Consider the following 22265-nt stretch of genomic DNA (forward strand, 5'->3'; position numbering starts at 1 on the left):
GCCTATAGTCGCCCATACGGCGTAAATGGTTGGGATGCCACCACAGGCTGATACGTAAATGGTTGACGAAATCGCTATCGCACCCCAAGAGGTGGCCAGCGAAGCGGACGCCGGCGTGAAGCCGGCGCCGCGAGTGTCGGCACCGTCGCCGCAACGCGAAGGTTTCGTGCGGATCTCACTGCACGCTCGCAGCAAGTCGACGTCCGTCTCGATGGATGCGCTGCTCTACAAGATCCTCGCGCTCAGGTTGGGCGGCGACAAAGCCGTGAAAGCCTGGGCGCAGAAGGTGGCTCGCGACATCGAAAGCCTGGAAGCCCGCGGCGTGGTGATGCCGCCGCGGGACGTGAAGGCGAGCCTGTCTCGCCTGGTGCAGCGTCAGGCGTTACGCACGCTTTGGAGCGGCGACGTCTAGCCCGGCCTCCTCGACGAAGGCTTCAAACTGCGCCGTTGTGCGGTTTGAAGCCTTCGGTTCGACCAGGCGGAATCGCTCGATCACGTCGGCGATCGCGAACAGCGTTGCCACAGGAGCCTGCTCGATCTTGAAGGCGAGACGGCCGGCGGCCGTCTCGCCGCTGGCGTCGCCGCGGTTGCGGGCTCGCTGGACGAAGGCCGGAATCATGGCCGGATCGCTGGCCCGGGTGAAGTCGACACCCGTCAGCATGCGATCGAGCGCGACCCACTCATCGGAGGTGAGGCGTTCGCGGGTAGAAAACGCCGTCTCCATCATGGCGTTGTACTTCTCCACGAGCAGGTTGAGGCGCTTCGAGACGGACGGGCCGGCGGCGCTACAGCATTGACTTTCAACGAAATCTGCGAGGGCAGGGTAGAGTGTCAGGGTGGTGCGGGCTTCGGCCATGATGCGACTCCTATGCAATGTGCGCATCTATTCTATGCCATCTTGATTCCTTGGCGCATCACAGAATCATCAACATGTCACCACCTTGAATCAGCCGCGTTTTCGCCCAAAAGGCCGGTTTTGGAGCTTATTTGTTTACTTTCATAGAGTTATACGTACCCTTGCCACTTCGCCCCTTTCCGTGAAACATCGCCGTGGAACACGTTTGCGAAAGTGTGGAGACCCTTTTCCGATGCGTTATCAGACACTTGCAGCGGTATCGGCCAGTGCGGCGGCGTGGAACATCGATTGATCTACTTAGCCACCAATCCCCGTGTTTCCCCCCCCGTGTTTCCCCCTCAGCTGCGTAACCGTTTGCCATTCCACGGTAACGCTCGCTAGAATCCGTGCTACAGGGGTTTTCGCCTTCTGGCCTGACCATCGTCAAGGCGCGCACATAGAATCCGTGGTGCAAGAGTCTTCATTCACTGACTTCCGGCCCACACACGGACAAGTAGGAGGTTACCGATGACATCGAGCCCAATCCGACCCAAGACCTCAGCTTCCTCGTCCTCCTCGCGTCAACAGCGCCGCTTGAAGCACCTGACGCAAGATCCGAACGGCCCGCAGATGCGCCGCCTCGATCTGCTGATCTCGAAGGAAACCTATGCCGACTTCGAGCGCATCATGGACGAGACCAACCTGCGCCGACGCGAAGCCATCGACCTCTTGATCGGCGAGTTCGTACAGCGCATGGAGGCCGAGGCAGCTGCGGCCCGCAAGGGTGGCAAAACCGCCGCCGGCGCCGGCGGCAAGACGCGCAAACGCGCCTAACGCTGCACGTCAACAGGTGCCGGCGCTTCGATAGCGCCCAAGAAGCCGAGTGTGCCCCAAGCACGCTCGGCTTCGCTGTTTTCGCCACCTGGTCGACGGCGCCGTGATCGCCATGACGTAGCCAGGGCGGAGCTGCAGCTGCCCGATCCCAGCCCGCACGCCCACTGCCCAGCTTCGCCCTGGCGTTGGAGCTGGTGGCCGGTGCTGGCCAGCCACACTGTCTGCAGATCCAGCCAGGTGCCGGCGGCGAGATCCGCAAGGGCAGGGCAGGGAAGTCGGCCGCTTGCAGCCAGGGGTTTGCTCTTGGCGCCGAAGGCGCCTCTCAGGTGCGGCAGCACCTCTCGGCGCGCAAGCGCCTCTCCGCTTTTCCAGGCTTTTCCCATGGCGCGGCACGCGCCTCTCGTTCGGGGCGACAGCCCCGTCTCCCTTCGTGCTCGCCAGAGCACGTCCCCTGCGCCCGAATGGGCGTTTCAGACCCGACCAGAACGGAGCCGCCAGGCGGAGTGGCGGGAGGGGGTTATGCCTTGCGTTGATTGCGTAGCACCCGCCCGGTGAGGCGTGTAGCACCCGCCCGGCGAGGCTTTCTGCTCGCGCCACCCGTTGCTTGCACACCTTGCCGCGGTTCACGTCGCAAAACGGCCTAAATGTGGACGGTGCATCGACTCAATGCGGAACCTAAAACGACGAACGGCGGATGCAAGGCGGACGTTTGGCGGATAGACGGCGGACTGCTGCTGGATTTCTTGAGGACAGAGTGCGGACAGGCGTGTTTCGTCGTCTTAGGTTCCGTTTTTTCTCATTTCTTAACTTTTCGTTTCCTTATATGAACAATCTTCGCAAATATTCGTCGTCTTAGGTTCCGAATTGACCATTTGAGAACACTCGGAGCGCAGCGAGGCGTCCCTAGGAGCGGCGCGGACGCCCGGAACAGGGGCGAGCCGTTTCGTAGTCATGGGTTCCGCCCCTTCGTCGTCTTAGGTTCCGCTCTTTCGTCGTTTTAGGTTCCGCCCTTCGTCGTTTTAGGTTCCGCGCCGGAGTGGCTTTCGTAGTGAACTTTTCCTTTTCTTTTCAACGTGATACAACACGAACACGGCGCGACTCTTAGTGCTGGGCTATTACAAGAGCTTCAAGTACAAGAGCTACAACTAGAAAAGAAGCAGTACACGAGCGAGAGCGGCGCACGCGCGACGGGCTGAACTGGGCAGAGAGGAAGAAATTTGACCGCTCGCCCTGTTTTTGTATTTCGCGAGACCGAGTGTTGCCGTCTAATGGAGTCAGGACGAACGGAGGAACACCATGCAGGCCCCAATCTCGAAGGCGACAACGAACGTCACCTTTCTCGCGAACGCACCTATCGCGCAGCGTAGCTGTGCATGTGGCAAAGTCCGTGCTGTGGGGTCGCGTGCAGCGAAAGCCTTCATGGGCGGCTGCGATCCCTACCACCGTGAACCCTGTGCTGATTGCGGCTGCCAGGTGGACGTGACGGAGAAAGCTGGGCACCAAGTCCAACCCCTCCATTCGCGCCCATCGAGCCGTTACGCGGACGATGAGTGCTCAGTCTGTGGAGCTATTGCCGACACCTACATCGACGGTGGCCTTGACGGGTGTGCTGTTCGCGTTCCTATTTGCCTCGACTGCGCATGCGCGATCGACGGTGCATGACCCGCTACATACTTTGGAGGTGTGCTATGCCAACCTGGATGCTAATCGTGTTCTACATCAGCCTGCCTGGATTCGTCTGGGGTTTCGCCCGCGAGTTCCCGCGCAGCTTCTTCCGTGGATTCATGCTGGGTGCGACCGGCCGGCGCCCGCGGATTCGCCGCTAAGCGTGACCGCTTCGCCTCAGCTGATGAGCTGAGAAACTCAACGCAACGCCGCGAGGCGTGGCTATGCGACATTCGCGCTACACGGTAACGGTAAACGTGTTGCTTGCATGCGTTACACGGTTTCACTTAGCATGCGGTCAACATTCAACCGAACCGGAAGCGCGATGGAACTCTCCGACTGGGTAAATCAGGCCCGCAACATCTGCTGGTTCTCTGGGTATTCGTGGGGCGTCAGCAATGGCTACCTGATGCTCAAGCAGGCGGCGAGCGACTCCAAGATCATTCGCATCAAGGTGTCCCCTGGCTTCCGGCCACCCAGCGACAACCAGGTTGTTGAGGTGAAGTGCCACTGCTTCGCTGAGGGTGGCCGCGTCCAACTCCATGCGATTCGGATCAAGAGGGCTTCCCTGGTCGCGATGCCCCGGCGTGCGGCCATGCTCGATGCCCTGCGCAAGCACGGCTCGAATTACGACCCGTTCAAGAGTCCCCAGGCTATCCGAGAGGAGATCAAAGCCTCCCTCAAGCTGGACGATGCAACCGTTGACGCGATCATCAAGCAAGCCGGCGCTGTGCAGGGTAGGGATTCTGGCTTCGTCAACAAATTGATCCTCTCTGGCTTCGTTGGGTTTAAGGGGTTTGTGCAGCCCGAAGAAGGCGAGGAGCGCGGCCACGTCCGCCTCATGCTGCAGCAACACAGCAACCCTGATCGAGCAATTCCGATTCGTATCCTTGGCGCCGATGCGCGCTACGGCCAAGCCCTGCAGTCGAACATGCCGATCAACGTGGTGGCGGAAGCGCGCTGCTCCACCAGTGAAGCTGGTGATCCCGTCATCACCATCGTGTCCGACAAGAACAACGTCGGCCGCAGTGGGGAGCATGATTTCGAGCACAGGAAGTTCCCTGCGTGGTGGGTCGACATGCTTGCCACGATCTACGCGAAGCTCAAGCAGGGCGCGCCGGATCACGGTGATGCAAGCATCCGCGACAACGCGCAAGGCGTCCGAGTCCTGGACTCCAGTAATGGTGACGGTCTGATGGGTGACCTTGGAATCAAGGCTTCGGACTTGGCGGACTGATACCGCAGTCGCACATGCATATCGCCCTTGAAGCCGACACTCAAATCGTCCCTCTCGGGGATGATGATGATGGTCTCGATGCCACGCTGCGACTTCTGATCGAAGCTCGCGGCGGCGGCGCGCCGAACCCTGGTGGGGACGACTGGGCGCTTCCCGTTTTGGACGTATCTGCTGAGCTGAAGCATGGCAGCACATCGCGAGACCGGCTTGCCGCTGGTGATCGAGAATACGCAGATGACTGGGATGACGCCCAGGTCGAAGTCGTCTCGCAAACGGTGACCATGTGTCGTGCATTGGTCTCGGTCGCAACCCCTGCCCGCCGCCGCGAAAAGCTTGTTCAGTGGGCCTTTGGCCACGACGCAAAGATTGATGCCGCATCTGTCCGCGCCGGCCACGACACGTTCCAGATCTGCTGCATGAAGCTCGGTGTTCGCCCGTATGTTGTGCGAGCAATGATCCATCATGAGTGGTTCAAGCACGGCATTGCGTTGAAGGCGCTTCCGACAACGGCCGATCCCGTATCGGAAGGGATCTTGAGCGAAGGCTTTCTCCGTGACTTCACGTGTGGTGGGGATGTCCTCGTGGCGGCGTGGATGCACCCGTCATCCTCGATCCCGGATCTCATAAAGGCCGCATCCGACTCATCTGGCGCCAACAAGGAGCGCGTTGAAGCTGCGGTTTCCACCCTCGCACAAGCTGGTCTCATTGGCCTTCGTGATGGTTGTGCCTGGTTTACGGGGCGCAGCCCAGAATATCTGTCGGGCCGCCGCACCTCGTTCGCTCGGTCTTTCATTGAGCCTGACACCTCGATGCACGCCAATCCTGTCGACGCATGGCCGGGCTGGAGTGAGGCGTGATCGTTGATCGAGAGGCTATCCGGCGCGGCGACCGCCAAGCGCTTCGCCAGCTCCAAGTTGTCGTCCAGCGGGTCGCAATCGGGGTGGCGAGAAAGTACGGCCTCTATGATTCGGAAGACGACATTGCCCAAGAAGCAATGCTCGCGACGCTTCGCGCGACGAGCGTTCCTCGCCAGGACGAGGCCCTTATCCACATTGAAGGTTTCATCAAGGAGGCGGCGCGCCGCCTCGCGTTATCGCACATGCGGAACAGGTCGCGAACCGTCTCTGTCGAAAGCGACGATGAGTTCGATGCCAATGCGGATATTCGTCATGATGCAACACTCGAAGCCGTCCAGGAGTTCCAGGAGCGGGCTGCGATTGAACGTGCCTTGGCGCTGCGACCATCCGTCGTATCAAGTGCGGTCGTCACTGAACCCGCGCCGGAACGAGCCCACCGAAAACCGAAACGCGCCCGGCCGCCAGAACGCGTCAAGAAGCGAACAACGACCACCAACAACGAACTCAAACCGAACTCCGATGGTGGTCGAGTGACGGCGGTGCGCCGCATGCTTGGCTTGACCCAGGCTCAGTTCGCGAACCACCTACAAATCAGCATCCACACGCTGCGGAACTACGAGTACGGCGTGGTTAAAAAGGTGCCTGCTACCACGATGGCGAAGGTCAAGAACGCGAAAGCGCGCGGTCTCGCTACTGGCTACACAGCAAGGCAACAACCGTTCCTTAAAAAGGCCCGGGGGTGGATGAAGGATCTAGGGCTCCGTCGCAACGATTACTCTGGTCTCGCTGCAGCCCTAGGGTTCAATCGCTCGACGGTCTGGCGTTGGTTCGCCAACGACGTCGTGCCGGCTCGCCGCATCATTGATACTGCTGACGCTTATGTGTCAGAGCTGGTCTCGCGCAGGGCGGAGCACGATGCGGCGTCCCGTCATGGAGGTGGATCGACATGAGGCTGCCCATTTGGACTCGGATAGCATCCCAGGCCGCGGCGGCTATCGGCATGCTGTTGCTTGGCATCGTCACCTGCATCGTGGCTTTCAGTCATCAAGTGGGTGGCTCCTGGTTGATCCTCGCTGTTGCGTATGCGGCAGCACTTGTTTGGTACGGCATTCGCGAACTTCGCATCGCTGCAAGTCGTGGGCATGGTGTCGAAGTGGAGAGGAGGGCCTTCAAGGATGCTGTGAGCGCGTGCGGTCGACGCGGCCTCGTAGCTACGAGAGGTGCCTTCAAGCCCGGAATAGGGGACGTCGACCTCATCGTGTCACGCATCGTTGGGCGCGACACGAAACATCCAGAACAACCTTGGCGCGTCGCTGTTGAAATTAAGTCCTACAAGGTCTTCTCGCGGCGGGACGTCCGCTTAATTTCCGCAGCGGAGCAGGTGAGACGGGCCGCGCAATCCTTGAGCACCGATCGCGTGCTCCTGTGGTTACCAAACGCTACGCCTTCTCTCTTGCAATCTATCATCGGCACCTCGTGTGCGGGTGTGACGGTTATCCTGGGCGAAGCTTCGCGACTGGCGCGCAAGGCCGATCTTATGCTGCAGAGGTAAGGAGAGTCCCGTGGCGGCGTTCATTGCATACCTGGTGCTCGGCTCCATCGTCGTCATCCTGCTATCGTTCTTCCCTGTTGGGAGATCCCTCCTGTCAGTGATCTTCAAGGGGGCATTCAAGCTGGTGACGGTTCTTGGCTCCGCTCTGGCGTCGTTCCTCCACAAGTTTGCCGGTAGCATCTACCGATCACATGCTGTGCTGTTCCGAAACTTCTTCCCACGGAACTCCGTCATGCCGACCGTTGCGCGAAAAACCACGCGCCGCTTATAAAAAAACCCCAACCGATTGGTTGGGGTTTGCACATTTCAGGCTCAGGCCGCAGCGCACCTGCTTGGCAGTCGGTCGCACCAATCACCGGCTGTAGCCGCAAGCCTCTCCAGCTCCACTCTGAAGCCGGCAACTTTGAAGCATGCTTCAGCACGGCCGATGTTCCGATCCTCTCGCACGGAAATCTTCGCAGTGTCGATGGCTGGAAACCTGTCGTTCAGCCAGGCAATCCATGTGCCTCTCATCGAATCTGCGCCGCACTCGCCTATCAGGACGTCGGTCGGCTCCTGCGAGCCGGCTTGCGAGTAAGCGAGCATTTCCATCCCACTAGCAAGCATCACGACACGCTGCGGAACAAAGCCGGCACCGACGCTTGCGATTGGCGTCATTGCTCGGCCTACCTGTATGGCCTTCGGCGTTCCACGAATTTCAGTGATCGCGCGAAATTCGCAAGCCGAAGCGTCCGCGGTTAGAAACACCAACGGAAGCCTGGCGACAGGAATCATCCCCGACCGCACGACACCGGCCCTCTCCAGCGTGGCTCGACCCACGTTATCGAACAGCCATCTTTCGCCCGCCTCTGGAGAGCATGGCAGCGTGCGCAGCCAGCCCTCCCCAAACGCCCGTTTGATTCGACTTGCGTCGACTCCCCGGCGCACCAGGTACGCCTCGACCTCGGGATCAAGAACGTCGCGAGCTGCGATCGTTCTCGCGATCTCGGCGCACGCATCGGAATCCACTGGCGCAGTGCGTTGCTGACTCCTAATCATCCGCATGTCGGGCCGCTTCGTCATAGTTGCGATGACAGACCGCGCGGCCTTGATGGGCGGGAGATTTCTTGCCTTGGCCACGAAATCGACAACCGTGCCTCCAGATCGGCAAGCGGTGCACCGCCACTTCCATACGCCGTCGAAACCGAGCGTGATCGCCACAGTGTGTCCCTTGCAGCAAGGAGAGCGAAACTCGCCGCTCTCCCGATAGCCCAGGTACTCAACCAGGCTCGGCAAGGATGCAGCTTTAGCCTCGCTAAACACGTCGAACATGCTTGTCGCCTCCTCTCGTAAACAAAGGGTTCGAGGCGAAGCGCAGCTGGTTACCGGGGTCGCGTGTTGCGTGACTTACCCACCGTGTTACTATCTTCTGTAGCGTTACCGTTAAACGCATGAAAGGTCAGAACCAATGCCGCGCAATAGCGAGTTAAACGTTGCCGATCTGTCTGGTGAGGCCGCCATCACCGGCGAAATCCCAACCTTCGACCTCGATCACGACGTGGGTGCCAATGCCTCCGGGTTTGTCGATGACGCGCACGTCATCGACGTCGAGGTAACACCTGCCAAACCTGTGAAGCGCAAGAGGGTTGGACTCATTCTTGGCCTCGCCCTTGTTGCGTGTGTAGTCGTGATCGCTGCCTACCTCCATAGCGGCAAGAAGAAGTCTGCATTGGCGGAAAACCCAGATCTTGCGTCCATCATCAAGGAAGCGAAATCAGTGCCGCCCCTTGCGGGCCGCACAATCGATTCCTTGCCGCCGGCGAGCAAAGCGATGGCTCTTGCGAAGACTGCGCCGGCGACCGGTGCGCCGAAAGCAATCGAACCACCTGCTGCAGCCACTTCGAGCCCTACGAAAGCGGCGCCGATCGCCATGCGTAGCGCCGCCGCTGCGATCGCGAGTTCCGTCCCGTCGCCCGCGGCGGCACCTCACGAAGCGGTGGAGCTGCATGTGTCAGCCCAGCGAGACAATGGGCAGGGTGTGGTGTCTAAAGCCAAGTACGATGCACTGGTCACACAACGGGACAGTATTGCCAAGCAACGAGACGACGCGCTCCTCAAGCTCCACACGCTCGAATCGACCGAGGCTGCCGCAAAGAACGCTCACCCCGTTGAAAAGGAAGTTGTGCGGGTTCCCGTCCATGAGCGCTCCGTCTTCACGGTGAAGGCGGTGCTCGCAGATGGAGTCGTGTTGCAAGACTCGGCCGGAAAGGCTGTTGTCGCGCCGACTGGTGCTCGTGTCCTGGTGGACGGCAAATTCATGGAGCTGACACGATGAAGGCGGCGGCCTTGGTTGGTCTCGGCTTGCTGCTCAGTCCCGTTCTTGCTCGTGCCCAACAGGCGTCCGGCAGCATCGACATGGGATCTTCGAGGTGTGGCGTCACACTCTCTCAGGCCAGCCCCGAATCATGCTCCGATCGTATAGACGTCTCCCTTGCCATCGGGTCGGATGCGGTGGGTCGCCGTGGAGCCATCTTTATTGCGCTCCTTCCGCTGTCGCCAAGCGGCGGCCCTCTATCCAACGATGGCGGCTACGCCACTCAATCGGGTTGGACTGTATCCCCGATCCCAACCCCTTACGCAGTCGGCGTGCTGCCCCAGTCTTGGGCGCGAAGCCTCCTTGTGCCCGGAGGAATCTGCCGGGCGGCTGCCGAACACGGCGTCGCTGGGCCGGTGAGCCTCGGACTGTTCGCTGGCTACGGTGTCGTACCGCCTCAGTCGTCAGAATCGAGTAGCGGTTTCACACGGAAGCGTGCCGAAGCAGTACAAGAAGCAGAGGCATCGGGAGACCCAAATGTCATTGCCTACGTGAAGCGCATGATCGCCATGCCTGCAAGCGATCAGCTCGATGGGGAGCGAGCAGCAGCCAGCATGCTCCAGGCGAAAACCGTGTGGAAACTATCTGAGGTCAACTGCCATGGCTAACCTGCTCGCGCTCATCATGCCGAAGCGCACGGCGACGAAAACAGTCACCCACGCGCCACCGATGGCTGGAAAGCAAGCCTCGCGTCAGAGCAACCACCTTGCAATCAAAACGGTGATCGCCGCGGGCGCTGTCGTCGAGGGCGACCTTCGTCTCAACGAGAACATCATTATCAACGGCGTGGTTCAGGGCGACGTTATTGCTGACGGCTGCCTGGTGCTCATCAAGGAAACGGGCTTGGTCACTGGGGTGGTGCGAGCAGCCAAGGTTTATCTCGCCGGTGAAGTTAGAGGTGGCGTGCTGGCAAAGTTTCTCAGGCTTTTCCCAACGGCGAGAGTAACGGGCAGCATTAGCACCCACAGCATCGTTGTCGACATGGGGGCGTCGCTTCACTGCTCCGATATATCATCTGGTGGAGTCACCGTAGACCAACAGCAAGCGGCTGCACCAGCGGCGCGTGGCACTGGTGTGCGTTCACCTGAAGAATCCGGCAGCGAATCCAGCCCTGTTGCTGTTACGCCCATCGCAACTCGGCGCATGCAAGCCGCTGGCGGCGTCGATCACAGCCGGAGCGAGCACGGCATCGGTACATCCGCATTGGCCGAAGGCTTCTAGCCCACATCAAGCATGCTCGATAGAAGACGCCCACACTAGCCTGTGGGCGTCTTCGTTTTAGGGGCTTGGGGCCGGGATGCTGCAGTCTCTTGGGACGGGAAAGATCACCACTGCCGGCTTGCCGCTCGGGGTTCGCATCATCTGCACAGAAGACACGTCCAACCCGCCTGCTGTTGCCGCCTCCACGACTGAAAGAAGACCAAGAAAGGCGCCTTCGTTTTTCGACTTCTTGACGACAGCAAGCGTGGCGCCAGGATGCTCCTTGTCTGGCGCGAACTCGATGTCAGAAGGGAAGGCTTCGATAAACTCGCGAAAGGCGAATTCCAGCGACGCCTCGCCGGCTCCTTCCGCGGAATGAGATCCGACGCTCGTATCCCCGAACTCGACTGGTTCGTCGTTGCCCACAAGGCCGCCGGCACCAGTGTCTGTAGAGGCCGATGCGACGCCATCATCGATCGCGGTAGCGCCATCAGCAGAGTTCTGTGCTTCCTCTGGCGCGACAGATGTACCCTCCGCCTTCCTCTTGTGTGCACTGCCAGCCCCCCAAAGCGGCCGAACGATCTCCATCGGCTGGTCATCAGGGAGGCGCTTCGTCGTGGCCAGGATCGAATCCTGCACAAGGAATATCCCGCCGATTGTGCTTTTCGGGCCGCGTACCACGAATAGCGCTCGCTGCGGAGCAAGCTCATCTCCGTTCCAGTCGACCTTCAGGAGGCCGCGCCCATGAAGCTGCGCCAGGAGCCGCGTGCTAAACGGGCTCGCATTTCCGTTTCGGTCATTTGCTCCAACGCCGAGCACATCGGTGAAGTACGTAGCCTCATCCATCTTCGCCAACTGTGCCACCTGGTGCTTCACTGCTTCATCGATCAACCAGAGAAAGCCGCCATACTTCCACCCAATCCGCTTTGCTCTGTCCGGCACGCGAGCGCCAATCGCTGATGGATCTGCAAGCATTCGGAACAGGAGGCTCAGTTCCGCCTGCGCTCCGTCCGATTCCACTGGCGGCTCGCCAGAGATCCGATCAGCTGGTGCAACCGCCACCCCTGAAGCTGGCGACTCTTGCGACTTCGCCGCGGGCCGTTGCTGAACACCCTTGCCGATCTGGCTAGGCGTCTCAATCTCGGATGAGGAGGTTGTGCTGTAGACCTCGGCGTCATCGGCGTAGGAATCGCCGTATGAATCGGGTGTGTTACCACCCTCGGCCTTTCCTGTGGCGACGTCAGCGGCGATCAGCAGCTCGGTCAACGAGCGCATGCGATCAGTGATGCCGTCGCCGTTATGGATCGAGCCTGCGTGGTGGTAGTAGCCCACCGCCAGCAGTAGCGCTCGACGGTCGGAATAGGGCAGGGACATGATCTCGGTGATCGAGCGAAGCGCAATGGCGCCCTCTGTATCGTGGTTTGGCTGTACTTCGCGCACCAGGTCAGTGCGGCCATGCTTCTGCCCAGTTGGGCGATAGCAGACCAGCTTTCCGAAGTCGTGCGCGAAGCCGGTCAGGGCCAGGAGTCCGAGATCCGGCCGGCGAAATGCATGGAAGCTTCCATCCGTGTCGCGCAGCTTCACTCGCACGCGACCACGCTTATCGCGCTGGCCTGTATACCTCCACGTCCTCGCCATGTGCATGATGCAGTCGGCAACTGCGATCGAGTGCTCAAACAGCGTTCGTCCTCCGTGGCCACCCGGAACCGGGGATGCTGGCAAAGCGGGTGCGCTCGCCATGGCCAGCGCTACCGCATCGAGCGCAGCTGCGTGCGCCGGAAACTCTCGCGAGATAAGCGCCCACCATGGCCGCTTATGAAGGGCAGCCAGGAACGATTCTGCGACCTTGCCGTCCGCTCTACCCCATGCGTGCCCTGGAGACGGAACCTCGCCAAGAGACGTGCGAAGGCCGCGAACCTCCGAGCCGCCCTTTGTGATTTCTTCCTGCTTTGCGAGAAAAAGTGCTCTTACGCCGAGTGTCCCAGCTGCGCCCAACGAGCAACCCACAAGCAGAGAGGCTAGCGTCACGGGATAGTCCATCGCGAGCCACACAATGCCCGTCCATCCATAAGCGATGGACGAAACAACATAGAGCAACGCATACCAGAAGCTGAAAACGATCAGGGATGACTTGATGATTGGATTCTTGACGATCATGGTCTAGGCGCTACGAAGTGGGGAAGATGAAACGGGGCCTTCGATCAAGCAGCAAGGAACTCATCCGATCGCTCGAACAATTTCAACCCACGTGCAAACCGGCGCCGCGGCCTGTTCAAGTGGAACGGGCCAATCGAATTCAGGAAGTCTTTCGAGAACGTGATGCGCGGCGTTCGCACGTTGTAGACCTTGGCTCCGTCAAAGGTGACGATGCACTCGCCTTTGCCAAGCTTCATCAGGTCATGCGCGGGAATCTTGTAGTCTTCCTTCAGAGATTCGCTGTAACCAATGTTGTTGTTCTTCGTGGCGCCATCGGTCGCGCCCTTTGCCAAGCGTTCATTCACCGTTGACTCTTTCTGCGAGTCGCTAGTGGAGGCGGAAACGCTGTACTGCGTTTGCATCTCCTTGCCGATCATGTCGGCCATCCACTCGGCGGTGTCTGGCTCGCCCGGCTTGAAAAAGATCTTCGTCAGCGTGTTGCCGGCAACCATCGCTCGCAGCTCCTCGCCGAGCACTTCGAGATTCGCCCTTGTCTGGAAGGCTGGCATCATTACGAGGCGCGCAGAGCGAGACTGCTCGAACATGCGTGACCATGCCTCTGTCACGTAGCTTCCGGCTTCGTCGTAGAAACCGAGGTAGGGGCGCTTCGGTCGCTGATCCTCTGGCAGGGACTGGATAAACGCGATCGCCGACCGGAAGTCCGCGACTGCGAGCTTCGCCAGCGCGGTGGCCGCTTCCGACTTGCCCATCGTTGGAAGCATGAAGTAAACGATCTTCCCCTGCATGACCGCATCCTTGATGCGCACATCAGGGTCGTAGCTATTCATCACCTGGCCGAACTGGCCTGAGCCGAACTGCGCTAGGCGTGAACCGAGGCCGCCGAACATCTTGCGAAGGTTGTCCACGCTGACCTTGCTCTGCCCGGTAGCCCGGTCGAACTGCTTGAACTGATCGAGGAACAACGAAAGGGCTGCGGCTTCCTTGTCCTTTCCCATCACCACCAATTCGTTTTCGAGCCAGGCCAGGGCCTTGCTGCTCGTAAGGAGCACGCGCAGATCGGCGAAATTAAACGCGTTCCCTGTCGCCTGCACAGCGGCAACCAAGGTGTTGATCGCTATGGTCGCGCTCTGGCGGAAGTAGTCGGCACCAGCATTCGACTCGGCGGTCGGGATAAGGCTGATGCAGCGTGCCGCGATTTCATCAGGGTCGCCGTCAAGAAGCGGGTTGTACGTGTTGCTCATGCTCGGATCGCCGGGATTGACCACCAGCAGATCATCTTCGCGACCACACCAGGCGAGCATTTGGCGCAGCTTCTCAAGGTTTCCCGGATCGAGTTTGCCGTCGATCCACATCAGTCCGCCGCCGGCAGCTATCTGCTGAAACATCACCCACTCGCCGAGCACCGTTTTACCAACGCCCGACTGGCCGACGATCATTGCGTGCCGCATCCATTCGCCGATCGGGATCTTCAGTGCCTCGCCTGTATCGGCCACGTAGCCGAGGTGTACGAACCCATCTGGGTCAACCGGCGGCAGTTGGGACGAATTGATCTTCAGTCCCTCCTCTCCACCCTCGAACGCGTCGATACGGAGAACCTCTCCGATCCGCTTCCCGAACCACCCGCCTCCCAGTGCGGCGATCACTGATGCCGAGAGAATTCCGACCGGCCCGGCGCCCAGGAGAGGGGGGAGGGTAAGCATTCCGCCGCCAATGACGGCGCTCAGCGCAACAGCATCCTTGGTGCCGCCGAGCTGGAGGTTCCGCAGGTCGCTAAAGGAGATCATGGGTTACCGTTATACGCGTTGAATGGTGTGTTATACGATGCTACCCTCTGCGTTGCCGGTTGTCGCCATTGACGTGACTATAACGCTATGTCCAAACACTTCACTTTTTCGCTTTTCGGCCTTGCTTTCATCGTCTTTTTCGTTTGGATCATCGTTGCCGGCTCGCCCCTGGAGCGAATCAACCGCGGTTGTTCGCCGATCGTGTGGGGCGGCAAGGTCGCGTCCTCGGTCACAGACATCTTCAGCGACAGCGCTGCGCAGAAGGTGTGGCATGGAACCGCTTACACCTTCCAGGGCTGCCGCTTCGCGGCATTCAAGACCTTCTACCAGTCGGAATATCAGCGCCTGCAAGCCGAACGAGCCAGGGAGGCGGCCAATACACGCCCTGCGGGACACAAGGTTGACGTGGAGGCCAGTGCAAAGTGAGTCCTTGGCGCGCCGCCATGATTGGGGTCGTTTGGTTCACGCTGGCTGCGCCGGTGTGTGCTGCTGCGCTACGTGGTCGCGCATCTCCGAGCCACCGTTATGACGCGTGCTTCGCTTCAGTCGGACGCTACTACGGGGTGAATCCCTTCCTCTTGAAGGCGATTGCCGAGAAGGAATCCCGGCTCAACTCCCGCGCCATCCACAGGAATAGCGATGGGTCGGTTGACGTCGGACTGATGCAAATCGACTCGTTCTGGTTCCCGCGCCTGGCGAGTGTCGGCATCGCGCCTTCCATGCTTCTCACCAAGCCGTGCCTGAATGTCGCCGTGGGAGCGAAGATCCTCAAAGGGAACCTCGTTCAGTACGGCGTCACCTGGACGGCGATCGGCGCTTACAACGCCAAGACCCCATGGAAACGAAAGCTGTATGCCGCCGGTGTCGCGCGCAACCTCGTGGCTGAACTGGAGGCGGCGCAGCATGCGCCGGCAGGCGACTAATGGCCGAAATCAAGGTTGAGAAACTGGCGCTGAGCCAATTCCGCTCGCATCTGAAGGCGATTTCGACCTTCATGGACGATCCTGCCGTCCAGGAAATCATGGTCAACCGCCCCGGCGAGGTGTGGATCGAGAAGCAGGGCGAGATGCGGCGAGTCGAGGTCGACGAGATCTCACAAGTCAATCTCCGAACGGCCATCGCCGCCCTCGCTGGTGCTAACGACAGAAGCATCGAGCCGGTGCTGGACTGCCGTATGCCTGGCTTCCGAATCGCGGCGGCTCTCGCACCTGTTGGCATTCATGGCCCAGCCATCTGCATCCGCAAGCACGGCAACACGGTGCGTACCCTTGACGACTACTTGCCGTCTTTCGTTTGGGGTCGCGCCAAAGACGCCAAGGGCAATGACGCCGCCCCCGATCTTCGATCCGGCACCCCGGAAAGCATCCGCGACTACGTGCGGTGGCTCGTGCGCACGCGCCGCTCGGTGCTGATCGCTGGGGGGACAAGCTCCGGCAAAACCACCTTCCTCAACGGGTACGTTCGCGAAATTCCAGCGGACGAAAGACTCATCACCATCGAAGACACGGCTGAGTTGAAAGTCGTGACCCCGAACTACGTGAGCCTCGAAACAAACCCGACTGCCAACGTCGGCATACGCGAGCTGGTGAGGCTCTCATTGCGGTTTCGGCCGGATCGCATCGTCGTGGGTGAGGTGCGTGGAGGCGAGTGCTACGACCTCCTTGATGCGATGAACACCGGTCACGAGGGCGGCGCGACGACGCTCCACGCCAATTCTCCAATCGATGCGCTTGCGCGCCTGGAGAGCATGGTTCGCATGTCTGGCTCCGCCGCAAACCTTCCTCTCGCCGCCTTACGCCGGCAGATCGCCAGCGCTTTCGCGGCGGTGATCTATTGCAAGCACCGAGGGGCTGTCCGCGGCCCAGAGCAAATCATGGAGATCCACGGAGCCACGGATGAGGGGTACGTAACCCGAACTGTGTTTGATGCAACCACCGACAAACCAACCACCGATGACAATCGAAGGGAGTCTGCCTAATGAACCACATCACCAATCGTCTCAAGGCCCTCAAGGCCCGCTGCAACGTCGAGGCGAGGAACTACCTTACACGCCGTCTCGCGCCGGCCGTCGCCCTGGCGACCATCTCGATCGACAACGCTTACGCCCAGTCCTTCGGCACCGGCATGGGCGGCGCCATCTGCGCGTTCAAGAACTCGCCCATGCCGACCATCATTGCGGCGGTTGCCATCATCGCCATCGCCGTGATGCTGATCCTCAACGAGGGCAAGGGGCTGGGCAGCTGGGTAGTTAAGGTCATCATCGGTGTAGGCATCATCGCCTCCATCGGTAGCATCGTGACCATTCTGGTGCCGAACGGTACGTTGGGCTGCTGACCATGGCCGCAACGCGTCGCATCAGCAAGGTCTACCAGGTGCTGGCGCGCCCGAAACTCGTAGCGGGTGTCGACTTCAAGTTCCTTGTGCTCAATGGCGCGATCTGCGCAATCGCGCTGATCGTCGTCAAGTTCTACTGGTGGGCGATACCCACCTGGATCATTCACAAGGTTCTGCAGGCGATCGCACGCAAAGACGCGTTGCTGCGCCCAATCTTCATGACGTACTCACGTCAGACCGACCACTACGAACCCTGGCCTACAACAGACGGCACGCGCGGCATGCGCCCGCGTGACCTTGGACGTGGAGCAATGCGATGAGCGATGCCCGCTCGATTCAGGAACTCTTGCCGTGGCTGGTGCCTATCACCAGCAGCATCATCGGCTGCAAGGATTCCGGCCTCCTGGCCATGTTCGAGTATTCCGGGCTCGATGCCGATGGCGCGCCGGACTCGGCCGTGGCGCAGCTCGAACACATGATGGACACGGCTAATCGCACCTGGCGCAATCAGCCCGTTTCGATCTGGTGGACGGTGCGTCGCGAGCGCACCAACGATTACCCCTCCGCCGTCATGCCAGATCCGATCTCGCAGATGATCGATGACGAACACCGGGAACAGTTCCTCGCCGAGGGCGGTTTCATCAACCGGTATTTCGTCTCCGTTCTTTGGATGCCCGAGCGATCCACCAACGCCGTGATCGATCGCATCGGCGCGTACATGGCTGATGGACTCAACCCCATTGCGGCCACCATCCGGGGCATCAAGAGCGCGATGGCGTCGAAGGAGTCGTTTGCGTGGGGCGCTGCCGAACTCGAACTCGCCATTGAAACCTTCGAGGGTCGGCTTGCGCAATTTTCAGGAACCCTTGGCACGCTTGGACTGCGCCGGCTGCACGGAGACTCCTTCGTTGGGGCGCTGTGGGGCCTAGCCAATCCAGGCATGCCTTCCGCGAAGAAGGCGGCTGGTCATGACGGCCGCTACCTCGACGGGCTTCTTCCTGAGCGTCCTCTTGAAGTCACGCGCGACACCCTGGTCTTCGGCGATAGCGAAGTCGAAAGCGGGCGCACGTACCTGTCCGCCATTTCGCTCAAGGAGTACCCGGACAACTACTTCGCTGGCCTGTTCGATGCGCTGTTGACCCAGCCTATTGAAGCCGTCTTCTCCCTTGCGTTCCGCGTCTCCAGTAACTCGCAGGTGCAGAGCGAGATTACGTCCGCCAAACGAGCGGCTAACCTGACGAAATTCTCCGTGAAATCGCTTGTCGTGGGCGCGTTCAAGCCGGGCGGAGTGGATGAGGAGTCGGCTGATCCTGCGAAGCAAGAGCAGCTCGATGATGCGTTGATCGCACAAGGCGAGCTTTCGGCTGGGCGGCGCTACTGGGGTTGGATGAACGCGACGCTATGCTACGTCTCGCCTGACCCCGATGCGTTGAAGATCGCGACTGACGAAGCGTTGCGCGCCCTCCATGGCTCGCAGGTGGCGGGGGCGGTGCGGGAGACCATTCACCTGCTCTCCGCGTGGACTGTGACCCTGCCTGGCGCCTGGGAGGAATGTCGTCGCTGGTACGTCATGTCCGACGCAAACATGTCCGACGCCGCACCAATTCTGTCGATCGCGCCTGGCGAGCGCTGGAACACGCACTTCTCCACGAAGATCTACGGAAAGCGGCAGCCGGCACTCACTGTGCTGCAAACCGAATACTCCGTGCCGTTCTACTTCAACTGGAACGTTGGCCAAATCGCGCACGCTTTCGTCGTTGGCCCGACGCGCTCTGGCAAGTCGGCAGGCATGAATTTCCTCATGTCTCAATTCAGGAAGTACCCCGGCGCAAAGCTCATCATTTTCGATCGCGACCGGTCGTGCCGCATACCAACCCTTCTGCAGGGTGGCCAGCACATCGACATCCGATCGGGCGGGAAGATTCGCCTAAACCCCTATTCCCTGCTCGACCAGCGTCAGCACTGGACGTTCCTCGCCGATTTCACCGAGTACCTCATTTGCTCCATGGGTCACACCCTAACCGCAGAGGACTCGAAAAGCGTCTGGCTGGCTATCGAGGGCATGGCCGCCGATACCGATCCAGACAATCGCCGCCTGATGGGCCTATACAACCTGCTCCCGGCACATCTCCGCGTGCAGCTCTCTCCATGGATCGAGGGCGGCCGGTACGGCGAATACTTCGATCACGTAGAGGACTCGTTCTCGCTATCGGATTTCACCTGCATCGAGATGGGGCACGTCATGCAGGACGCTCGCCTCGCTACAGCGGTGATGGACTACGCGTTCTACCGGACGGAACTGGCGGTGCGAAACGCCGACGCTTCGGTTCTCTATCCGTCGTTCGTATACATCGAGGAAGCATCCTTCCTGATGAAGGTTCCTCAATTCTCTCAGCGCCTGGTTGGCTGGCTCAAGACTCTTGCAAAGCTCAATGCCGGCATCGTGCTCGCCACCCAGTCTCCCGAGGACTTCATGGAGGATGAAGCCAAGACGGTATTTGCAGCACTTCGCGACAACATTCCGACGCGCATCTATTTGCCGAATCCTGCCGCGATGTCCGAGGGGCTGCACGATCTGTACGTGAAGACCTTCCAGCTTCTCCCTGAGCAGGTGCAGCGAATCGCCTCGGCGATTCCGAAGCGTAACTACTTCATCACCCGGCCAGGCATGGCCCGAATGGTGACGATGGAGCTGACCCCAAACCAGATCAACGCCCTTCGGTCAGAGGCGGATGCCCAGCGCATCCTCGACGAATGTTGGAGGGATGGCGAAGCACCGGCCGGCTGGCAGCAGGAATACATGCGGCGCGTCACCGCATGGGGCGAGTCGAGCGCGCAACAAGCAGCCTGATCGCGAACAACATCACCACGATGGAGGGAAGGGAATGAACATCGAACGCAACGCCTGGCGGCCACTTGCCGCAGCAATCATCACTGTCGCTATCGCGCTATCGGCTCAGCCGTCTGCGCAGGCGACCGCCGTCATCGGCGCAACGGAGCCGACGCAGATCCTCAACAACATCGAGCTGGTTGCCCAGTACCAGAACGATGTGGATCGCGCACTCACACAGGTGCGTCAGTACACGGCTCTCGCCCAGCAGCTCAAGAACATGCCCGACTCCGTAAAGCAGCAACTCGGCTACTCGGCCGAGCAGCTCAAGAACTTCAACGATTTCAACATCAGCGATGCCATGCAGCTGCAATCCGCTTTGGAGCAGTCTCGCCAAGCAACGAGCGTCATCAAGCAGGCAGACGGAGATGCCTACAAGACGCTGGGCGTTCTCAAGGCTCAGGGGACGAACATGACCGTCGAACAGTACGAGTCGGGCATGGCCGTTCTGGCACAAGAACACGCCGACACCTACGGCAAGGAGCTTGCCTCGTACAAGCAGGCGATCAGTGACCAGCAGCAAGCCTCGGAGCAGATCGCGCAGATCGACCAGAACGCACCGAACATCACCTCCGAAGTCGGCGGCCTGCAGAGTGTGATCCACACCAACGCGATCCTCAGCAGGCAGCTTGCAACCATCAACACCACGCTGAGCAAAAACGCGATGGTGACGGCACAATCGGCGCAGGATGCTGCAAGCAAGATCGCTGATGAGCGGCTAAACAAGAAGTGTTCGGCCGCTGCAACGGCGCAGCTGTTCGGCGCCCCTGATCCGTCCATGTGGCAGGGATGTGAGCGCAACACCAGCGCCACTGGAACCGTCCAGCAAGTGGGCGGCCAGTGAGCTTCGAGGCTGACTTCGCGGCCACCCGCGCCGTGATCCACCGGAAGATGGTGGATCTCGGCGTTGTCCTGGCCCTCGCGATCGCTGGCACGCGCCTTTGGCGGCCCTGCGCACGCTATCTCGTTGCCTATGTTGCGACCGGCTTGCCGCCACAGGGCGGCATGAGACGGCCTGGGCGACTCGCTCTCGCACGCGTGCAGCTCGCCCTCGGTGTTTTCGCGATCCTCTACCAGGCGCCGGTGCTGACGCTATTCGGGCTCTTGGTCTTTCTCTACTGGATCGCCGTTGCCGTGTTGTGGCTTGCCGATCTGATTCGCCCGCTGATCTAACCAGGACGTTGACATGACCCGCACCCGGTACAAGGCGATCATCCAGCTGCTGCTTTTTGCAGCCATCCTACTCATGCCCGCGATTGCCGCCGCTTCACCGGTCGATGGCGGGATGACCCAACTTGCGGACGTCGGGAACAAGTTCCTCTCGGCCGTAGAAAATACCTTCACCAGCATCGCCACGGTGTTGGCTGGTACGACCTTCTTCAGCATCCTCGCGGCGTGTGTCGCGCTGCGCATCTTGGCGATCGTCATTCCAGCCTTGGCCGACAGCAACGGAAGCAGCTTTGGCCCAGAGGCGGTGAAGCTAATTGTCACGGTCGGGATTTTGACCACCATGGCGCACGAGTGGGCCGGTGGCGACTTCAACATCTACCAGCACATCTGGTCGGGAACCGATGATCTACTCCAAAAGGTTGTCGGTGCGTCGATAGGCTCCAAGCCAAGCATCCCGTCGAGCGGCAATCCTTTGCCTTCGATCGGTAGCTGGCTTATCAGCTCCTGCATCCACAACATCGTCAGCAGCTACGACGGCATGGTTGCCTTTCTGTCTCCGCCGGGCGGCCTGTCCTTTTGGAAGTGGGCGGAGGCTTTCTTCACCGCGAACAACGGTGCGGCGATCCTGGTGATCCTGGTCATGCTAATCACCGCGCTGCTGGTTGCCTACGTCTACGGCCTCATCATTCTCGACTTCATCATGTCCTGGGCGCATGTCGCCGTAGCCATGACCTTCGGGCCGCTTGTTCTGGCCTTCTATCCGATCAAGCCGGACTGGGGGAAGACGGTTCTCACGGAGGTTGCATCGGGAATCATGACGTTCCTCGCCACTGCGGCCATCGTTGTCGTTGCGAACAACTTCATCAATGTTGCGACCGATGCCCTCAACACCATCGGTGTTCAGTACACCGCCGGCAGCCTCGCCAATTCATCGACGGGCGGCATCGTCATCGCTCTTGGTGCCTACGCTTTCATCATCTTCCTGATTGGCAAGTCGGTCAGCGTCGTCAACAAGGTTGCGGCTGCCCTGGTCGGAGGACGCGACCACTTCAGTCCGATGCGTGGCACCGGTGCCGCACTTGCCGCCGGCATGGTCGGTGGCATGAGTGCGGCGGGCGTGAAGATGGCCAACAGTGGCTCGAAGGGCGCCGGTGGTGCCGTAGCAAAAGGCGCCGGCACAGCCGCCGGCGCCGCCGCTGGTGCCGTCGCTGGAGCGATGAATCTCGCCACCGGCCACACCGCCGGAAAGCTGGCCTCTCTTAGGGCGCAGCGCAGCCAGCGCGCCGCCGCCACGGCCGCTTCCAATGCGGCCCGCAATGCAGGGACGCCGAACGTCGGAAGTGGAAATGGCAGCAGTAGCAACTGGACGCTGAAACCATGATCGAAATCGGTCGTAA

General features: G+C 60.4%; 23 protein-coding genes. 19 read left to right on the forward strand and 4 right to left on the reverse strand.

Annotation, left to right across the window (positions count from 1 at the left end; translation table 11 throughout):
• Positions 1–58: 58 nt before the first annotated feature.
• On the forward strand, positions 59–412 hold the full coding sequence (locus AB7849_RS15255; protein ID WP_369501277.1) for a hypothetical protein: 354 nt from the start codon (positions 59–61) through the stop codon (positions 410–412).
• Here the strand turns inward: AB7849_RS15255 and AB7849_RS15260 are convergent.
• Entirely contained in the window at positions 383–856 is a 474-nt protein-coding gene (locus AB7849_RS15260) for a hypothetical protein (protein WP_369501278.1), read from the reverse strand. The genes AB7849_RS15255 and AB7849_RS15260 overlap by 30 nt on opposite strands.
• Positions 857–1363: 507 nt before the next feature.
• Between AB7849_RS15260 and AB7849_RS15265 the strand changes: the two genes are divergently transcribed.
• From AB7849_RS15265 to AB7849_RS15295, 7 genes are all read left to right on the forward strand, one after another.
• A complete protein-coding gene (locus tag AB7849_RS15265; RefSeq protein ID WP_369501279.1) occupies positions 1364–1669 on the forward strand; it encodes a hypothetical protein in 306 nt (101 codons plus the stop codon).
• A gap of 1688 nt (positions 1670–3357) precedes the next feature.
• On the forward strand, positions 3358–3495 hold the full coding sequence (locus AB7849_RS15270) for a hypothetical protein (protein ID WP_369501281.1): 138 nt from the start codon (positions 3358–3360) through the stop codon (positions 3493–3495).
• 164 nt (positions 3496–3659) lie between these two features.
• Positions 3660–4571, forward strand: a complete 912-nt coding sequence (locus AB7849_RS15275; protein WP_369501283.1) for a hypothetical protein — start codon at positions 3660–3662, stop codon at positions 4569–4571.
• A gap of 14 nt (positions 4572–4585) precedes the next feature.
• Positions 4586–5428: a hypothetical protein gene (locus tag AB7849_RS15280; protein WP_369501284.1), complete on the forward strand. Its 843-nt coding sequence runs from the start codon at positions 4586–4588 to the stop codon at positions 5426–5428.
• Positions 5425–6378, forward strand: coding sequence for a hypothetical protein (locus tag AB7849_RS15285; RefSeq protein WP_369501285.1), 954 nt, complete (start codon positions 5425–5427; stop codon positions 6376–6378). Before AB7849_RS15280 ends, AB7849_RS15285 begins: the two co-directional genes overlap by 4 nt.
• Positions 6375–6980, forward strand: a complete 606-nt coding sequence (locus AB7849_RS15290; RefSeq protein WP_369501286.1) for a hypothetical protein — start codon at positions 6375–6377, stop codon at positions 6978–6980. Before AB7849_RS15285 ends, AB7849_RS15290 begins: the two co-directional genes overlap by 4 nt.
• 10 nt (positions 6981–6990) lie before the next feature.
• The gene (locus AB7849_RS15295; RefSeq protein ID WP_369501287.1) at positions 6991–7251 is read left to right on the forward strand and encodes a hypothetical protein; all 261 of its coding nucleotides are present in this window, start codon (positions 6991–6993) and stop codon (positions 7249–7251) included.
• Between the two features lie 41 nt (positions 7252–7292).
• Here AB7849_RS15295 and AB7849_RS15300 read toward each other — a convergent pair whose 3' ends face one another.
• A complete protein-coding gene (locus AB7849_RS15300) occupies positions 7293–8291 on the reverse strand; it encodes a hypothetical protein (protein WP_369501288.1) in 999 nt (332 codons plus the stop codon).
• Between the two features lie 136 nt (positions 8292–8427).
• Between AB7849_RS15300 and AB7849_RS15305 the strand changes: the two genes are divergently transcribed.
• Positions 8428–9294 carry a hypothetical protein gene (locus AB7849_RS15305; protein ID WP_369501289.1) on the forward strand — a complete coding sequence of 289 codons (867 nt, stop codon included), beginning with the start codon at positions 8428–8430 and terminating at the stop codon, positions 9292–9294.
• Between the two features lie 639 nt (positions 9295–9933).
• Positions 9934–10554, forward strand: coding sequence for a bactofilin family protein (locus AB7849_RS15310; RefSeq protein WP_369501290.1), 621 nt, complete (start codon positions 9934–9936; stop codon positions 10552–10554).
• Positions 10555–10611: 57 nt separating this feature from the next.
• On the opposite strand, the gene AB7849_RS15315 is transcribed toward AB7849_RS15310, so the two are convergent.
• Together AB7849_RS15315 and AB7849_RS15320 are read right to left on the reverse strand one after the other, a co-directional pair.
• The gene (locus AB7849_RS15315; protein ID WP_369501291.1) at positions 10612–12690 is read right to left on the reverse strand and encodes a hypothetical protein; all 2079 of its coding nucleotides are present in this window, start codon (positions 12688–12690) and stop codon (positions 10612–10614) included.
• Between the two features lie 44 nt (positions 12691–12734).
• Positions 12735–14474 (reverse strand): type IV secretory system conjugative DNA transfer family protein, encoded by a 1740-nt coding sequence (locus tag AB7849_RS15320; protein ID WP_369501292.1) that lies wholly within the window; start codon positions 14472–14474, stop codon positions 12735–12737.
• A gap of 87 nt (positions 14475–14561) precedes the next feature.
• Between AB7849_RS15320 and AB7849_RS15325 the strand changes: the two genes are divergently transcribed.
• The 9 genes from AB7849_RS15325 to AB7849_RS15365 are packed head-to-tail and all read left to right on the forward strand — an operon-like array spanning position 14562 to position 22249.
• Positions 14562–14900: a hypothetical protein gene (locus AB7849_RS15325; RefSeq protein ID WP_369501293.1), complete on the forward strand. Its 339-nt coding sequence runs from the start codon at positions 14562–14564 to the stop codon at positions 14898–14900.
• A 17-nt stretch (positions 14901–14917) separates the two neighbouring features.
• Positions 14918–15397, forward strand: a complete 480-nt coding sequence (locus AB7849_RS15330; RefSeq protein ID WP_369501294.1) for a lytic transglycosylase domain-containing protein — start codon at positions 14918–14920, stop codon at positions 15395–15397.
• Positions 15397–16452: a CpaF family protein gene (locus tag AB7849_RS15335; RefSeq protein ID WP_369501295.1), complete on the forward strand. Its 1056-nt coding sequence runs from the start codon at positions 15397–15399 to the stop codon at positions 16450–16452. The genes AB7849_RS15330 and AB7849_RS15335 overlap by 1 nt, the downstream gene beginning before the upstream one ends.
• Positions 16452–16808, forward strand: a complete 357-nt coding sequence (locus AB7849_RS15340) for a hypothetical protein (protein ID WP_369501296.1) — start codon at positions 16452–16454, stop codon at positions 16806–16808. The genes AB7849_RS15335 and AB7849_RS15340 overlap by 1 nt, the downstream gene beginning before the upstream one ends.
• Before the next feature lie 2 nt (positions 16809–16810).
• Entirely contained in the window at positions 16811–17128 is a 318-nt protein-coding gene (locus AB7849_RS15345; RefSeq protein WP_369501297.1) for a VirB3 family type IV secretion system protein, read from the forward strand.
• On the forward strand, positions 17125–19659 hold the full coding sequence (locus tag AB7849_RS15350) for a VirB4 family type IV secretion system protein (protein ID WP_369501299.1): 2535 nt from the start codon (positions 17125–17127) through the stop codon (positions 19657–19659). Before AB7849_RS15345 ends, AB7849_RS15350 begins: the two co-directional genes overlap by 4 nt.
• 34 nt (positions 19660–19693) lie before the next feature.
• Positions 19694–20542 carry a hypothetical protein gene (locus tag AB7849_RS15355; RefSeq protein ID WP_369501300.1) on the forward strand — a complete coding sequence of 283 codons (849 nt, stop codon included), beginning with the start codon at positions 19694–19696 and terminating at the stop codon, positions 20540–20542.
• On the forward strand, positions 20539–20871 hold the full coding sequence (locus tag AB7849_RS15360; protein ID WP_369501301.1) for a hypothetical protein: 333 nt from the start codon (positions 20539–20541) through the stop codon (positions 20869–20871). The genes AB7849_RS15355 and AB7849_RS15360 overlap by 4 nt, the downstream gene beginning before the upstream one ends.
• Positions 20872–20884: 13 nt before the next feature.
• Positions 20885–22249, forward strand: coding sequence for a hypothetical protein (locus AB7849_RS15365; protein WP_369501302.1), 1365 nt, complete (start codon positions 20885–20887; stop codon positions 22247–22249).
• Positions 22250–22265 lie beyond the last annotated feature (16 nt).

The sequence above is a fragment of the Rhodanobacter sp. FW021-MT20 genome, from assembly GCF_041107475.1.
GTDB lineage: Bacteria > Pseudomonadota > Gammaproteobacteria > Xanthomonadales > Rhodanobacteraceae > Rhodanobacter_A > Rhodanobacter_A glycinis.

What these genes read in the sequence shown, in the direction of transcription:
- AB7849_RS15255 (WP_369501277.1), top strand. Translation starts at nt 59, where the DNA reads ATGGTTGACGAAATCGCTATCGCACCCCAAGAGGTGGCCAGCGAAGCG.
- AB7849_RS15260 (WP_369501278.1), bottom strand. Translation starts at nt 856, where the DNA reads ATGGCCGAAGCCCGCACCACCCTGACACTCTACCCTGCCCTCGCAGAT.
- AB7849_RS15265 (WP_369501279.1), top strand. Translation starts at nt 1,364, where the DNA reads ATGACATCGAGCCCAATCCGACCCAAGACCTCAGCTTCCTCGTCCTCC.
- AB7849_RS15270 (WP_369501281.1), top strand. Translation starts at nt 3,358, where the DNA reads ATGCCAACCTGGATGCTAATCGTGTTCTACATCAGCCTGCCTGGATTC.
- AB7849_RS15275 (WP_369501283.1), top strand. Translation starts at nt 3,660, where the DNA reads ATGGAACTCTCCGACTGGGTAAATCAGGCCCGCAACATCTGCTGGTTC.
- AB7849_RS15280 (WP_369501284.1), top strand. Translation starts at nt 4,586, where the DNA reads ATGCATATCGCCCTTGAAGCCGACACTCAAATCGTCCCTCTCGGGGAT.
- AB7849_RS15290 (WP_369501286.1), top strand. Translation starts at nt 6,375, where the DNA reads ATGAGGCTGCCCATTTGGACTCGGATAGCATCCCAGGCCGCGGCGGCT.
- AB7849_RS15300 (WP_369501288.1), bottom strand. Translation starts at nt 8,291, where the DNA reads ATGTTCGACGTGTTTAGCGAGGCTAAAGCTGCATCCTTGCCGAGCCTG.
- AB7849_RS15305 (WP_369501289.1), top strand. Translation starts at nt 8,428, where the DNA reads ATGCCGCGCAATAGCGAGTTAAACGTTGCCGATCTGTCTGGTGAGGCC.
- AB7849_RS15310 (WP_369501290.1), top strand. Translation starts at nt 9,934, where the DNA reads ATGGCTAACCTGCTCGCGCTCATCATGCCGAAGCGCACGGCGACGAAA.
- AB7849_RS15315 (WP_369501291.1), bottom strand. Translation starts at nt 12,690, where the DNA reads ATGATCGTCAAGAATCCAATCATCAAGTCATCCCTGATCGTTTTCAGC.
- AB7849_RS15320 (WP_369501292.1), bottom strand. Translation starts at nt 14,474, where the DNA reads ATGATCTCCTTTAGCGACCTGCGGAACCTCCAGCTCGGCGGCACCAAG.
- AB7849_RS15325 (WP_369501293.1), top strand. Translation starts at nt 14,562, where the DNA reads ATGTCCAAACACTTCACTTTTTCGCTTTTCGGCCTTGCTTTCATCGTC.
- AB7849_RS15330 (WP_369501294.1), top strand. Translation starts at nt 14,918, where the DNA reads ATGATTGGGGTCGTTTGGTTCACGCTGGCTGCGCCGGTGTGTGCTGCT.
- AB7849_RS15335 (WP_369501295.1), top strand. Translation starts at nt 15,397, where the DNA reads ATGGCCGAAATCAAGGTTGAGAAACTGGCGCTGAGCCAATTCCGCTCG.
- AB7849_RS15340 (WP_369501296.1), top strand. Translation starts at nt 16,452, where the DNA reads ATGAACCACATCACCAATCGTCTCAAGGCCCTCAAGGCCCGCTGCAAC.
- AB7849_RS15345 (WP_369501297.1), top strand. Translation starts at nt 16,811, where the DNA reads ATGGCCGCAACGCGTCGCATCAGCAAGGTCTACCAGGTGCTGGCGCGC.
- AB7849_RS15350 (WP_369501299.1), top strand. Translation starts at nt 17,125, where the DNA reads ATGAGCGATGCCCGCTCGATTCAGGAACTCTTGCCGTGGCTGGTGCCT.
- AB7849_RS15355 (WP_369501300.1), top strand. Translation starts at nt 19,694, where the DNA reads ATGAACATCGAACGCAACGCCTGGCGGCCACTTGCCGCAGCAATCATC.
- AB7849_RS15365 (WP_369501302.1), top strand. Translation starts at nt 20,885, where the DNA reads ATGACCCGCACCCGGTACAAGGCGATCATCCAGCTGCTGCTTTTTGCA.